Genomic DNA, 13,674 nt, shown 5'->3' with positions numbered 1-13,674 from the left:
CTCACCGCGCCAGCACCTTCTGCGCGACGCGGATCAGCTGGTCGGCCTGGAACGGCTTGACCAGCCAGCCGGTGGCGCCCGCGGCCTTGGCCTGCGCCTTCATCGAATCGTCCGATTCGGTGGTCAGGAAGATGATCGGCACGCCGGCTTGCGCAGGCTGCTGACGCAACGCCTTGATCATCTCCAGCCCGTCCATGTTGGGCATGTTCAGGTCGGTGACGATCAGGTCGTACCGGCTCTCGGTCGCCTTGGCCAAGCCCTCCGCCCCGTCGGCGGCTTCGGTGACGGCATAGCCCGCACCGGTCAGGGCGATGCGGATCGCCATGCGCAGGCTTGCGCTGTCATCAACGGTCAGAATGGAAGCGGTCATTGCGCGGTGTCTCCGTGGAACCAGAAATTGCGGTCTTCGCTCGAAAGGCGGGTGGTGAAGCCGGCACGCTCCAGCAGCGCGGCAAGGGCCCCGTCGGCAGGCGCCGCAAGCGAGATATCCTGTCCCGCCAGCGCCGCCGTCGCGCGCGCCGACTGGACGACTTGCAGCACGCTCAGGTCCGGCGCCGCGACCAACGACAAGTCGAGCTGCACCGGGCCGCCGTGGCCCAGCGCCTCCGACACATCCGAAGCCAGCAGGCCGATGTTCGGCAGGCACGTGTCTCCTGCTGCGGTCACCGTAGTGATCGACATCCCTGATTTTCCTCCGATAATCTCTGCGTCGCGACGGATCGCCGCGACGTCGAACACGCCTACGTCCGCCCGGTCAGCCGGTCGGCTGCACAGGTCTGCAAGGGTGACCGGCTAGGCCGGCCCGGCGTATGTTCGTCGGCCGTACCGACGGCCTCACGTCGCCGTTCCTCGCTTTGGGTTCTTGATTACGATCAGTAAAACATGCGTTAAGCTTACCGCCATCTTGATCTGAATGTGCCAGGGTGAGGCGATGAAGGCGGGAGAAAAGTTTAGACCTTCTCGTGCGATAATGGCGGATACTCACAAGGCGCAGACGACGAAAAAATGTTGCGTCGTTGCTAAAGGTAGCGCGAATCGCGCCCCATCCCGGGGACGAGGTGCCCAGCAGCCTACGTCCGTCCGCCGCGCGGCACGCGCGCTCAAGGCGAGCACCTGGCGCTTGCTGCTCTTCGGCCCGCACATCGGCGCATGCGCGATCCGGCCGTGACAAGCATGACAGGACCCTGTCATTACGACTACGAAACAAGCGGACCGGAAAGGGCTTCGAATGCATAGACGACGCGCGGCGATCCTTTTGGGTTGTTTGGTTATCGGGGGCGCGGGCGCGGGTAGGGGGGCCGGGGCACAAGTGGTCGCGGACGTGCCGGTGGTGGAGGCGATGACGTCCTACGTCGCACCCGGCGATACCGTTGCGATCGACAGGCAGCGTCGGATCCATCTGCATTGTGCCGGCCGAGGAACACCGACCGTCGTCCTGACCGCCGGGCTGGGGTCATGGTCCGGCACCTGGGCCAGGGTTCAACCTCTCGTCGCGCCCGTTACGCGCACCTGTGCGTGGGATCGGGCGGGGTTCGGCCTGAGTGATCCCGACGCGGAGGTGCCACAGACGGTCGATCGCACGACGACCGACCTGGAGCGAACGCTGAAGGCGGGCGGGATTCCGGGGCCCTACATACTGGTCGGTCATTCCGCCGGCGTGCAGGAGGTCTTGTCATTCACCGATCGCCGCCGCGGCGATGTCGTCGGGATAGTGCTGGTCGATCCCGCTCGCCCTCACGACCTGGCGCGCGAAGCGGCGGCGGGGCCCAAGGCGGCTGCGGCAGACCGCGCCTTCTTCGCGGCCGAATCGCGGCGACTGCGCGACTGCGCTGCGGGCGTCGCCGCCGGGAAAATCACGACGGGTGCCCCGGCGGAGCCCTGCTTTCGTTACTACCCCGAGATACCACGTCGGGCGATAGAGGTGCTCGCCCGCCTCGATGCGGATCCGGCGCGCCTGCGGACCCAGGCATCGGCCTATGAGGAATATGAGGCCAATGGCGAGCGGATCGCGAAAGCCGACCGTATCTACGGTGACCTGCCGCTGATCGTGCTGAGCGCGGCGGACCCCGGATTGTGGGCCGAGGAGGCGAAGGCGGAATGGCCCGCCCTGATCGCCGACTGGGCCGACAGCCATCATGCGCTCGCAGCCTTGTCGCGGCGCGGTGAGCGGCGGGTCGTCGCGAACGCGCGGCATCTGGTACAGCTCGATCAACCGTCCGCCGTCGCTGACGCGATCACAGACGTCGTGCGGATGGCGCGTGACGGCCGGACACGGCAAAGCCGGTAGCCGGGTCGCAAGGAGCCGGATCAGCTACTATGTTGGAGAGCGCCTGGTGACCCCTGCGGGAATCGAACCCGCGTTTCAGCCGTGAGAGGGCCGCGTCCTAACCGCTAGACGAAGGGGCCGTGTAGCGAGAGGCGGGCGTCTACGGGGTGGCGGCGGCTCCGTCAAGCTGGCGTGTACCGGCGGCTACGGTCTCTCTGCGCGGACGATTGTGCCAAGGGCTGGGCGGCGCGAGTTTCGCCTCCTAAGGTAGGGGGGCCGGTCCGGCGACGAGTCGGGTGGGCGTTTCCTGTCTTGTGGCTCCGTCCCGGCGGCGCCCCTCATTCGGATCGATCGTGACCGCGACCAAGCGCTTTCGTTCGGTGGCCTGGCTGCCGCTCCTCGCCCTAACCGCCCCGTCGCTGACGGCACAGACGGTCCCGCCGCCACCGGCACGCTCCGCACCCGTTCCGCTCGAAAGCTGGTTGCATCAGGGCAGCGACATTCCGGCCGATCCGGCATGGACGATGGGCACGCTGCCTAACGGCCTGCGCTATGCGGTGCGCAAGAACGGGACACCGCCGGGCACGGTTTCGATCCGCATCCGCATCGACGCGGGCGCCCTGATGGAGGCCGAGGATGAACAGGGATGGGCGCACCTGCTCGAGCACATGGCGTTCCGCGGCACGCCGACGCGGCCGGATGGGGAAGCGGTCAAGCTGTGGCAGCGGCTGGGCGCGTCGTTCGGGTCGGACAGCAACGCGTCTACCACCTATCGTGCGACGACATACATGCTCGACCTGCCGCGTAACGACGCCAAGTCGCTCGACGAAGCCGTGGGTACGCTCGCCGACATGATGCAGAATGCCGCGATCAACCCGAAGCTGCTCGATATCGAGCGCAAGGTCGTGATGGCCGAGCGTGCGGCACGACTGACGCCGATCGTCGTCAAGGTCCGCGACGCGACCCGTGACGTCATGCAAGCCGGGCTCTTGGCGTCGAAGCGCGAGCTAGCCGGTACCGAGGCGACCCTGGCCGGGGCAAGCGCGGACCGGCTGCGCGCCTTCCACCGTCGCTGGTATCGCCCCGAACGCGCGGTCGTCGTTGTCGCCGGGGACATGGATCCGGCGGCGATGGTCGATCGTATCCAGGCGCAGTTCGGCGGATGGAAGGGCGTCGGCACGCCGCCCAGCGAGCCGGCCTATGGCAGTCCGATCGAGCCGACATCGCGGATCGCGATGGTCAGCGATCCCAATGCTTCGGCAGGAATGCAGCTGGCGTGGATCACGCCGCATGTCGCCGGCAAGACGACCGCCGAGCGACAGCGCGCCGAATATCTCGATGGCCTGGCCCTCGCGATCCTGAACCAGCGGTTCGCCGACCAGGCGCGCAAGGGCGGGGCGATGCTGTCGGCGGGGGCCAGCGTCTCGCGACAGCGCAGCCTGTCCGATACCGTCTCGCTGGGCGTCAATGTCCGCGGCAAACAATGGCAGGAGGCGCTGGCGGAAGCCTATGGTGTGCTCAATCGAGCACTTGCCGGTCCGATCGAGCGGGCGGAGATCGACCAGCAGGTCGCCAGCATCACCGACGGCCTGCGCCGCAGTATCGAGGCAAGCAAGACCTGGCCGTCGGCGACGCTCGCCAACGCCATCGTCAATGACGTGGATACCAACGACGTGTCGGCAACGCGTCAATATTATGCCGATCTGTTCGCCGCGCAAAAGCCGGCGCTGACCCCGGCCGCGGTCAATGCCGCGCTGAAGGCGATGTTCGCGCCGCGTCCGCGCTTCCTGATCATTTCGCCGCAGCCGATCGAGGGCGGCGAGGCGGCCGTCGCGGCGGCGCTGGAGACGGCGCGCAAGGCAGAAGGTGGGGCGATCGCAGCGGTGCGGACGGTGACGATCGACATGGTCAGCCCGCCGCTGACGCCCGGCACAGTGTCCCGCAAACGGCCGATCGCGGAATTCGGCATCGACCGCGTCACCTTCGCCAATGGCGTCGAACTGGTCATGAAGAAAACCGACTTCGCGCGGGAATCGATCGGCGTCGAGGTCCGCATCGGCAACGGTCAGGCAGGGCGGCCGGTCAACACGCGCGCGCCCGACTGGAGCAGTGGCGTCTTGCTGGCGAGCGGAATCGGCGACGCGACCCCGCCCGAGCTTGCGCGGCTGGCGGCGGGACGGCAGATCGGATTTTCGCTCGCCACGCGCAGCGATGCGACGGTGCTGTCGGGCGGGACCAACCCGCGCGACGTCGGCGACATGCTGCGGATGATGCTGGCCGGTGCGACGAAGCCCACCGTCGATCCGATCGCAGTCGAGCGGTTCCGCGCATCCTATGCCGCGTCGGTACGCTCGATCTTCGGCCAGCCGCAATCGGTGCTGGCGGTATTCGGCCTGCCCGTTGCCTATGGCAACGACAAGCGTTTCCAGGTCCTGCCGCCGGCGAACGAGGTCAACGGCATCGATGCCGCCGCGATCAAATCCTATTGGACCCGCGCGCTGGGCGAAGGGCCGGTACGGGTGTCGGTGGTCGGCGATTTCGACCGCGATACGGTCATTCGTGCGGTCGCGGCGACCTTCGGTGCGTTGCCCGCGCGCACCGCACCCCCGCTTGCCGTGCAGCCGATCCCGCCGCTGCCCAATGCCAAGCCGCTGGTGCTGACCCACCGAGGCGACCCGAACCAGGCGATCGTCGCGGTCAACTGGCGGACGTTCGGCGGAATGAGCGACCTGCAGGGCAGTCGCGCGCTCAACATCGCAACCGCGATCATCCGCGACCGGCTGACCGACGACTTCCGCGAGAAACAGGGCGGCACCTATTCGCCCTTCGTCAGCCAGGACGAAGTGCGCGGATTCGACGATTTCGGGATGCTGATGGCAGGCGCCCAGCTGACGCCGGACCGGATCGCCGCGTTCCGCGAGACGCTGGACAGGATCGTCACCGATCTTGCCGCGAACGGCCCGAGTGCCGATGACCTGTTGCGCGCCAAGGAAACCGCGGTCGGCGCGGCGCAGCGCAACCTGGCGAGCAATGCCTATTGGGGCGCGATCCTTGCCGGCGACCTCGACGATCCGCGGCGGATCGAATCGATGCGGACCTACATCAGCGGGCGCAAGGCGATCACCGCCACAGACGTACGCGACGTGATCCGAAAATATCTGGCGAACGGCAAGCCGCTGGTCATCGAGGTGCGGCCCGCCGCGCCGGGCGCGGTGCCGGTGATTTCGGTCACACCGCCGGCGGCGGCGCCGGTCAAGCCGTAAGGTCCGGCGCTGCTCCCGCGCCGGCGGGAGCAGCAAGCCGGTTACGCCGCCTGTACAGCCTCCGCCGGGCGGCGGTGCTTCATTTCGTTGTTGAGCATTTCCGCGAGCAGGAACGCCAGCTCCAGGCTCTGCCCCGCGTTCAACCGCGGGTCGCAATGGGTGTGGTAGCGATCCGCGAGCGACTGTTCGGTCACGTCGACCGCGCCGCCGGTGCATTCGGTCACGTTCTGCCCGGTCATTTCGCAGTGGATGCCGCCGGCAAACGACCCCTCCGCGCGGTGGACGGCGAAGAAGCCGCGGACTTCGGCCAGGATGCGCTCGAACGGCCGCGTCTTGTAGCCGTTGGCCGCCTTCACGACGTTGCCGTGCATCGGGTCGCAACTCCACACCACCGGATGGCCCTCGCGCTGCACCGCGCGGACCAGCTTGGGCAGGCCGGCCTCGATCTTGTCATGGCCGTAACGGGTGATGAGTGTCATCCGGCCGGGCACGCGACCCGGGTTGAGCGTGTCGAGCAGGCGGAGCAGTGCGTCGGGCTCCAGGCTTGGCCCGCACTTCATGCCGATCGGGTTGCCGATGCCGCGAAGATATTCGACATGCGCCGAATTCTCGAAACGCGTGCGGTCGCCGATCCACAGGAAATGGGCGGAGGTATCGTACCAGTCGCCGGTCAGCGAATCCTGCCGGGTCAGCGCCTGTTCGTAGCGCAGCAGCAGGGCTTCGTGGCTGGTGTAGAAGCTCGTCGCCTTCAGCTGCGGCACGCGCTCGGCGTCGATGCCGCAGGCGGCCATGAACTCCAGCGCTTCGCCGATCCGGTCGGCCATCTCGGCATATTTTTTCGCCCACGGGCTGCGGCCCATGAAGTCGTGGGTCCAGCGGTGGACCTGGTGCAGGTTCGCGTACCCCCCGCTGGCGAAGGCACGCAGCAGGTTGAGCGTCGCCGCCGACTGCGAATACGCTCGGATCAGCCGCTGCGGATCAGGCGCGCGGCTTTCGGGAGTGAAGGCGATGTCGTTGACGATGTCGCCGCGATAGCTGGGGAGCGAGACGCCGCCGATCTCCTCCATATCGGCGGATCGGGGCTTGGCGAACTGCCCGGCCATGCGGCCGAGCTTCACCACCGGCAGCTTGGAGGCGAACGTCAGGACGACCGCCATCTGCAGGATGACACGAAAGGTGTCGCGGATGTTGTTCGGATGGAACTCGGCAAAGCTTTCGGCGCAATCGCCGCCTTGCAGCAAAAACGCCTTGCCCGCCGCGACCTCGGCCAGGTCGGCGGTCAGGTTGCGCGCCTCACCGGCGAAGACGAGCGGGGGGAAGCTTGCCAGCTGGTCGGTCGCAGCGTCCAGAGCGGCGGCATCGGGGTAGGTCGGCATCTGGCGCGCCTCGGCACGCGTCCAGCTGTCAGGGGTCCAGGTCGCGGCCATGTCGGTCTCCGAGATACGATGGGGGATCGCCCAGTCGGCGTGATGGGCGATACCGTTGCTGGCGATCTGGTTGGCGATCTTCGCGCCGGCGCGCTTGCCGTCCTCTTCCCAACCCTGAACGGTCGATCCGGCCGCGCCGAACCACGCGCCGAAGGCGGCGCGGCTCAGACCACGTTCTTCACGGAACTTACGGATCTTGGTGCCGGCAAGGGTCGTCATGCGCGGCGTTTACGCTGACGGCGTAAATCTGCGCAAGTTCTATTTACGCCGTCAGCGTAAATCAGAAAACGCTGTTGTAGCGATGATCGAATTCCGCTTCGTCGATGATGAGGTAGCGGATGAAGTCGACGAAGGCCCAGATGCCGGTGACGAGCAGGCCGACGAGCGTGCAGGTCAGAATCAACATCACCACGCCGCTGCCCGTGCGGCCGAGGTAGAAGCGGTGAATGCCGAGCGTGCCGAGAAAGAAGGCGAGCAGCGCGGCGACGATCTTGTTGCGGTTGGTGCGGCGGCGGGGGCGTTCGCCGGCCTGGACGGCATGGGCGACATGCGCGGGTACGCTGCCGGGAACGTGATAAATGCTGAGAGCGCGGGTGTCGTTGACGTCGAAATCGACCGTCGCGCCGACCGACGGGCCGATCTTGTCGCTCCAGTCCTCGGGCCGGAAGCGATAGCGGCGGCCGTCGTCGCCTGCGATCTGACCGTCCCCCGTCGTCCGATCGACACCCAAAACCTGTCCGCGCATGCTGCTCCCCCAAATCCCGTCGGCAGGTGGCGGGGAAGGGGTCGGTTCGTCAATATCCCGCGTCGAGATCGACCTGATTTTGCAGCGGATTACCTGCGAGAAAGGCCGAGAGGTTCTTCAGAAACAGCTCCGCGCCGCGCCGGAACATGCGCGTCTGGCTGCGTCCGGACAGGTGCATCGAATGGATCGCGTTGGGTGTGGCCCATAGCGGATGCCCCGCGGGGAGCGGTTCGGGGGTCACCGTGTCGAGGAACGCGCCGCCGATTCGCCGCGCGGTCAGCGCTGCGATCAGCGCATCCTGATCGACCATGTCGCCGCGGGCCATGTTGATCAGCCAGGCGCCGGGCTTCATCGCCGCCAGTTCGTTGGCGCCGATCAGTGCCCGGGTATCGGTCGTCGCGGGTGCGGCGAGGACGATCCAGTCGAAATCGCCGAGCCGGTCGCGCCACTGGTGGGGCGTCAACGTGCCGTCGCGACCCGAGCGCGTGACGCCGGTGACCGCGACTCCGAAGGCGCGGAGGCGGTCGCCGATCAGCCGGCCGATCGTGCCGTAGCCGATGATGAGTGCGGACGTATCCTCCAGTTCCAGCACGCCCGGCGGGGCGCTGGTCCATTCTTGCCGGTCGGCAAGGCGAACGACCTGGTCGAAGCGCTTGGCCGCGACGAGCATGCCCATCACGGCATATTCCGCCACCGCGACCGCGTTGATGCCGACGCCGTTGGTGAGCCGCGTCCCCATCGCCTTCAGCCGCGGCAGGTCGAAGGCGTCGATGCCGGCGTAGATGGTGGAAACCCACTTGAGCCCCCGACCCGCGGCGATGGCGGCGGCGGTCTCGCTCGGCGGTTGCATGTCGACCCAGGCGATGTCGGCGTCGACGATCATCGCGCGTGCCTCATCGGGCGAGGCGAACCACGCAATGTCCAGCCCGGCGGGAAGGTGCGGCTCGAGCAGCGGGCGGGCGAGGGCGGGGAGGACGGCTTTCATGGCGGCACGCTAACAAATCCTCCCCGGCACGGGGAGGATTTAGGGAAGAACGACCTTCCAATCCCATCCCAGCGGGTCGCCATCCATCACCTCGACTCCGGCTGCGGCCAATTCGTCGCGGATCGCGTCGCTTCTGGCGAAGTCCTTTGCCGCGCGCGCTTCGCGGCGTTCGACCAGCCGTGCCTCGATCGCTTCCTCGTCGAGCGTCGCATGCGCCGGACGAACGCGCAGTTCGTCGCGCGTGATGAACGCGAGGCGCAGGCCAAGCGCGCGGTCGATCTTGCGCACCGCGATGTAGCGATCACCGGCATGGCCCTTGCCGCCCGCGACCGATTCGAGCAGCACCAGCGCGCGCGCGGTGTTCAGGTCGTCGCCGACCGCGGCCTTCGCCTCGTCGACTTCCGGCGTCTCGAGCGTGCCCCGCGGCTCCTTGTCGAACCGGTCACGCAGTTTCTCGACCGTCTGAACCAACCGCTTCAACCGCGTCGAGGCAGCGGCGAGGTTCTCCCACGAGAATTCGAGTTCGCTGCGGTAATGCGCCTGAAGGCAGAGCATACGATAAGCGAGTGGGTGGAAGCCGGCGTCCACCAGCACCTGCAACGTCAGAAACTGCCCCGTCGACTTCGACATCTTGCCGCCGCGATCGATCAGGAAATTATTGTGCATCCAGATCCGCGCGCCCGGATCGCTGCATTCGCAATACGCCTGGTTCTGCGCAATCTCGTTCGGGTGGTGGATCTCGCGGTGATCGATGCCGCCGGTGTGGATGTCGAACGGATGGCCGAGCTTGGCGTGGCTCATTACCGAGCATTCGAGATGCCAGCCCGGTGCGCCCTTGCCCCAAGGCGAATCCCATTCCATCTGCCGCTGCTCGCCCGGTGGAGACGTGCGCCAGATCGCAAAGTCCTGCGGGTTGCGCTTGCCGTCGACAGGTTCGATCCGGCTTTCGCCATCCTCGGTCGTGGCGCGGGCGAGGCTGCCGTAATTCGGCACCTTCGACACGTCGAAGTACAGCCCGCCGTCGATCCGATAGCAGTCCTTCTCGATTCGCTTGGCGAACTCGATCATCTGCGGGACATAATCAGTCGCGACCGTCCATTCGGCCGGGTCGGTGATGTTCAGACGGCGGATATCGCGCTTGAAGGCATGGGTGTAATGCGCGGCGATGTCCCAGATCGAGGCCCCTTGCGCGACCGCGGCCTTTTCCATCTTGTCCTCGCCCGCATCGGCATCCGACGTCAGATGGCCGACGTCGGTGATGTTGATGATGTGGGTCAGCTGATAGCCGTTCCACTTCAGCACGCGGCCCAGCGTGTCGGCGAACAGGAACGCGCGCATGTTGCCGATGTGCTGATAGTTATAGACGGTCGGCCCGCAGGTGTAGACCCGCGCCTCTCCATCGTGGATGGGCGTGAAGACTTCGGTCTGGCGGGTGAGGCTGTTGTAGAGCTTGAGCGTCATGCCCGCGCGTCTAGCCGGGCCGCCGGTTTGCGCCAAGCCGGTTGAAGGCCGCTGTTGACAAGGGCGCGATCCCGCCGCATCTGCCCGCCTCCACCGCATCGAGGCGCGATGGCGGAGTGGTGACGCAGAGGACTGCAAATCCTTGCACCCGGGTTCGATTCCCGGTCGCGCCTCCAGCGGTTCGGGCGAAAATCGCGCCGAACCGCTCTTCCGAACGGTAGCAGCGCTCAGATCGGCTTGGCGCCCGGCGTGCCGCATTTCGCGAACTTGCCGGCGGCGGTCTTGCAACGGGCCGTCTTGGCGACCGGCTTTGCGGGGCATTTGACGAAGCGTTTCTGCGCGTCGCGACAGGGTCCGGCGGCATCGGCCGCGCCGGAGGCGAACAGCGCCGAGGCGGCGAGGCAGAGAGCAATCTTGCGCATGGCATTCCTCACATGCTGACAATCAGCGAGGCCGAATAAACGTCCAATCCGGTTCGATCTCAAGTGAACGATCGGTAACGTTGGCGACACCAGCCGGGCGGTTAAGCGGAATCCTGCCCTGTGTTGCGCGGGCGACGCTTGGCGCGGCGGGGCCGGCGGAGTAGAGCGGGCGGAACAGCAACAACTGTATTGCATGACTAACACGGTTGTGCGATGGCGGGGACATGACGACGATGATGGGGAACAGCACCGAAGCCGCAGCGCGCGCCGCGATGGTCGTGAGCCAGCTGCGGACGACTGCGGTCAGCGATCCGCGCGTGATTGCCGCGATGGCGGACGTGCCGCGCGCAGCGTTCGTGGCGACCGACGCGGCCGAGCTCGCCTACCGCGACCGCCCGGTACCGCTGGGCGCGGGCCGCGAACAAAATGCGCCGTTGGCGACGGGCCGGCTGCTGACGGCGGCAGAGCTGTCGCCGCACGATACGGTGCTGCTGGTGGGCGCGGGCCGCGGCTATACCGCCGCCGTGCTCGCACAGCTGGTCGCAAAGGTCCTCGCGGTCGAGAGCGAGGCGGAGCTCGCTGCCGCCGCCCGTACGGCGCTTGCCGATGTCGCGAACGTCACGGTTGTGGAAGGCCCGCTGACGGAAGGTGCCGCCGATCACGCTCCCTATGACGTGCTGATCGTCGACGGCGCGGTCGAGCAATTGCCCGATGCACTGGTCGCGCAGGTCAAGACAGGCGGCCGCGTGCTGGCCGGGCTGATCGACGGCGGGGTCGCTCGGCTGGCGAGCGGGGTAAGGTCGGACGGTTTCGCGCTCGTGCCCTTTGCCGACATCGATTGCGTGACGCTGCCGGGTTTCGAACGCCCGCGCGCCTTTCATTTTCCGGGATAATCGATGCGACGTTTTCTCCTGACGACCGCAGGCGCGGTCCTGGCGGTTGCAGGCGCGGGGGCGGGCTCGGCGGAAACGCTGCGCGAAGCGCTGATCCGCGCCTATCGCACCAACCCGACGATCACCGGCGCGCGGGCCGATCTGCGCGCGCAGGACGAAAATGTGCCGATCGCGCGTGCATCGGGGCTGCCGTCGTCCAATCTGCAGGGCAGCTATACCGAGACGCTGCGGCAGACCGGCAACAACATCTTCGCACCGAAGCGTCAGATCAACGCACAGGCGACGGTCGCCTATCCGATCATTGCGTTCGGCGCGGTGAAGAATTCGGTCCGCGCTGCGGAGACGCGTATCGAGGCGGGCCGGGCGAACCTGCGCGGCACCGAAGCGAACCTGTTCACCGACGTGGTCGCGGCGTACATGGACGTGATCCGCGACGAGGCGGTCGTCGCCCTCAACCAGCAGAATGTGCGCGCACTGAGCGTCAACCTGCAGGCGTCGCGCGACCGGTTCGAGGTGGGCGACCTGACCCGCACCGACGTCGCGCAGTCGGAAGCGCGGCGCGCGCTGGCCGAGGGGCAGCTGCGTCAGGCCGAAGCACGGCTGATCGCCAGCCGCGAAAATTATATCCGCGTCGTCGGTGCGCCGGCGGGCGTGCTGCAGTCGCCGCCGCCGCTGCCGAACCTGCCGACCGACACGACGACGGCGGTATCGACCGCGCTCGATGAAAATCCGCTGCTTCAGGCCGCCGAGAAGGCTCGCGATGCGACGCGGTTCGACACGCGGGTTGCGCGGGCATCGCGCCTGCCGCGGATCAACGCGCAAGCAGGCGGGACCTACTATAACTTCCTCAACACGCTGGGATCGGCGTCGCCGATCTCTGCGGCGCCGCAGAGCGACTACGGCCTGACGGCCGGGTTCGGCCTGTCGCTGCCGATCTATCAGGGCGGTCGACCCGCCGCGCAGGTGCGTCAGGCGCAAGCGCGCGAAAGCCAGGCGATCGAACAGGTGACCGCAACCGAGCGCGGCGTCGTGTCGCAGGTACGGTCGGCCTATGCCAATTGGCAGTCGGCTCAGCAGGTCATTGCCTCCAGCGAAGTCGCGGTACAGGCGAATCGCTTGAGCCTGGAGGGCGTTCGCGCCGAAAACAGCGTCGGCACCCGCACGATCCTCGACATCCTGAATGCCGAGCAGGAACTGCTCAATTCACAGGTCACGCTCGTCTCCGCACGGCGTGACGCTTATGTTGCCGGGTTCGCACTGCTCGCAGCGATGGGGCGGGCAGAGGCCGACGATTTGAATCTCGAAGACGGCGGCCCGCTGTACAACCCGATCGCGAACTATGATCGCGTGCGCAGGAAGATCAGCGACTGGGGCAGCGATCCCGAGCCGGAGGCGGTGGCGACGCGTACGGTGGATGTGGCGCCGCAAACCGCGACGGTGGGGCCGAACCCGGAATTGGGCGACCCCGCACTCGCCCGGCCGCCGGGCACCGATCCTGCTGCGCTGAACCCCGGAACGCCGCCCCAGGGGGCACCGGCCGGCCGGACTGGTCGACAATCGGTTGACACACCCCCGGCCAATCCCGCAGGAACAGCGCGTTAACCACGTTCCGTCGGGGGCCTGTCGGCATGGGCGATGTCAGTAGCGAACCGACGATGGAGGAAATCCTTTCCTCGATCAAACGGGTGATCGAGGAAAGCGAGACGCCTGCCGGCAACAGCCGGACGCGTCGCGCCGCACCGCGACCGATCGTGGCGCAGGACGATCCGCTCGACGACGACGGCGATTCGGACGAGGTTCTCGAGCTGTCGGAACGCGCGCCCTTTCCGACCGCGGAGCCGACGGTCCGCCGCGACACCATTCGCCCGATGCGGACGCCACCTGCCGTCGATCCGACCCCCGCGCCGACCCCGATGCCATCCTCGGCCGCTACGGCGCGGGCGGATTCGATCGTGTCCCCCGACACGGTAGAGGCATCGCGCAGCCCCCTGGAGGCGTTGTCGCGCCTGGTGGTGAAGCCCGACGTCGCCGGCAGCGACACGTTGGAAGGACTGGTGCGCGAGATGCTGCGCCCGATGCTGCGCGAATGGCTCGACACCAACCTGCCGTCTATCGTCGAAACGATGGTGGCCAAGGAAATCGCTCGTATTTCCGGCCGTGGTCTTTAAGCGGGCAACCCCTGACAGACACGTGAGTTACTAACCGGATGCCC

12 protein-coding genes and 2 tRNA genes are annotated in these 13,674 nt (G+C 67.2%); 6 read left to right on the top strand and 8 right to left on the bottom strand.

What is annotated here, in order from left to right; all coding sequences use genetic code 11:
• Position 1: 1 nt before the first annotated feature.
• Complete coding sequence (locus JW805_09150; GenBank protein ID MBN2972180.1) at positions 2 to 370, bottom strand: response regulator; 369 nt, start codon at positions 368 to 370, stop codon at positions 2 to 4.
• Positions 367 to 681, bottom strand: coding sequence for an STAS domain-containing protein (locus JW805_09145; protein MBN2972179.1), 315 nt, complete (start codon positions 679 to 681; stop codon positions 367 to 369). The genes JW805_09150 and JW805_09145 overlap by 4 nt, the downstream gene beginning before the upstream one ends.
• Positions 682 to 1,309: 628 nt before the next feature.
• On the opposite strand from JW805_09145, the gene JW805_09140 reads away from it, so the two are divergent.
• Complete coding sequence (locus JW805_09140) at positions 1,310 to 2,287, top strand: alpha/beta hydrolase (GenBank protein MBN2972178.1); 978 nt, start codon at positions 1,310 to 1,312, stop codon at positions 2,285 to 2,287.
• Between the two features lie 44 nt (positions 2,288 to 2,331).
• Here JW805_09140 and JW805_09135 read toward each other — a convergent pair.
• Positions 2,332 to 2,406: transfer RNA gene (locus JW805_09135), tRNA-Glu, on the bottom strand.
• Between the two features lie 213 nt (positions 2,407 to 2,619).
• Between JW805_09135 and JW805_09130 the strand changes: the two genes are divergently transcribed.
• Positions 2,620 to 5,529, top strand: coding sequence for an insulinase family protein (locus JW805_09130; protein MBN2972177.1), 2,910 nt, complete (start codon positions 2,620 to 2,622; stop codon positions 5,527 to 5,529).
• Positions 5,530 to 5,570: 41 nt separating this feature from the next.
• On the opposite strand, the gene JW805_09125 is transcribed toward JW805_09130, so the two are convergent.
• The 4 genes from JW805_09125 to JW805_09110 all read right to left on the bottom strand — a co-directional run bounded on the left by JW805_09125 (position 5,571) and on the right by JW805_09110 (position 10,147).
• Positions 5,571 to 6,956: a 3-deoxy-7-phosphoheptulonate synthase class II gene (locus JW805_09125; protein MBN2972176.1), complete on the bottom strand. Its 1,386-nt coding sequence runs from the start codon at positions 6,954 to 6,956 to the stop codon at positions 5,571 to 5,573.
• A 280-nt stretch (positions 6,957 to 7,236) separates the two neighbouring features.
• On the bottom strand, positions 7,237 to 7,701 hold the full coding sequence (locus JW805_09120; GenBank protein MBN2972175.1) for a TM2 domain-containing protein: 465 nt from the start codon (positions 7,699 to 7,701) through the stop codon (positions 7,237 to 7,239).
• A 49-nt stretch (positions 7,702 to 7,750) separates the two neighbouring features.
• A complete protein-coding gene (locus JW805_09115; protein ID MBN2972174.1) occupies positions 7,751 to 8,686 on the bottom strand; it encodes a D-2-hydroxyacid dehydrogenase in 936 nt (311 codons plus the stop codon).
• Between the two features lie 39 nt (positions 8,687 to 8,725).
• Positions 8,726 to 10,147 (bottom strand): cysteine--tRNA ligase, encoded by a 1,422-nt coding sequence (locus JW805_09110; GenBank protein MBN2972173.1) that lies wholly within the window; start codon positions 10,145 to 10,147, stop codon positions 8,726 to 8,728.
• 102 nt (positions 10,148 to 10,249) lie between these two features.
• Here JW805_09110 and JW805_09105 point away from each other — a divergent pair.
• A tRNA-Cys gene (locus JW805_09105) sits at positions 10,250 to 10,323 on the top strand.
• 51 nt (positions 10,324 to 10,374) lie between these two features.
• Here JW805_09105 and JW805_09100 read toward each other — a convergent pair.
• Positions 10,375 to 10,569, bottom strand: a complete 195-nt coding sequence (locus JW805_09100) for a hypothetical protein (protein MBN2972172.1) — start codon at positions 10,567 to 10,569, stop codon at positions 10,375 to 10,377.
• 224 nt (positions 10,570 to 10,793) lie between these two features.
• Here JW805_09100 and JW805_09095 point away from each other — a divergent pair, with 224 nt between their 5' ends.
• The 3 genes from JW805_09095 to JW805_09085 are packed head-to-tail and all read left to right on the top strand — an operon-like array spanning position 10,794 to position 13,630.
• On the top strand, positions 10,794 to 11,462 hold the full coding sequence (locus tag JW805_09095) for a protein-L-isoaspartate(D-aspartate) O-methyltransferase (protein MBN2972171.1): 669 nt from the start codon (positions 10,794 to 10,796) through the stop codon (positions 11,460 to 11,462).
• A gap of 3 nt (positions 11,463 to 11,465) precedes the next feature.
• Positions 11,466 to 13,064, top strand: a complete 1,599-nt coding sequence (locus JW805_09090) for a TolC family outer membrane protein (protein MBN2972170.1) — start codon at positions 11,466 to 11,468, stop codon at positions 13,062 to 13,064.
• Between the two features lie 26 nt (positions 13,065 to 13,090).
• Positions 13,091 to 13,630 carry a DUF2497 domain-containing protein gene (locus tag JW805_09085; GenBank protein ID MBN2972169.1) on the top strand — a complete coding sequence of 180 codons (540 nt, stop codon included), beginning with the start codon at positions 13,091 to 13,093 and terminating at the stop codon, positions 13,628 to 13,630.
• The last annotated feature ends 44 nt before the right edge of the window (positions 13,631 to 13,674 follow it).

The organism is Roseomonas aeriglobus, assembly GCA_016937575.1.
Classification (GTDB): domain Bacteria; phylum Pseudomonadota; class Alphaproteobacteria; order Sphingomonadales; family Sphingomonadaceae; genus Sphingomonas; species Sphingomonas aerigloba.
The sequence above is the reverse complement of the archived record's forward strand: the minus strand, read 5'-3'. Positions and strand labels throughout refer to the sequence as shown.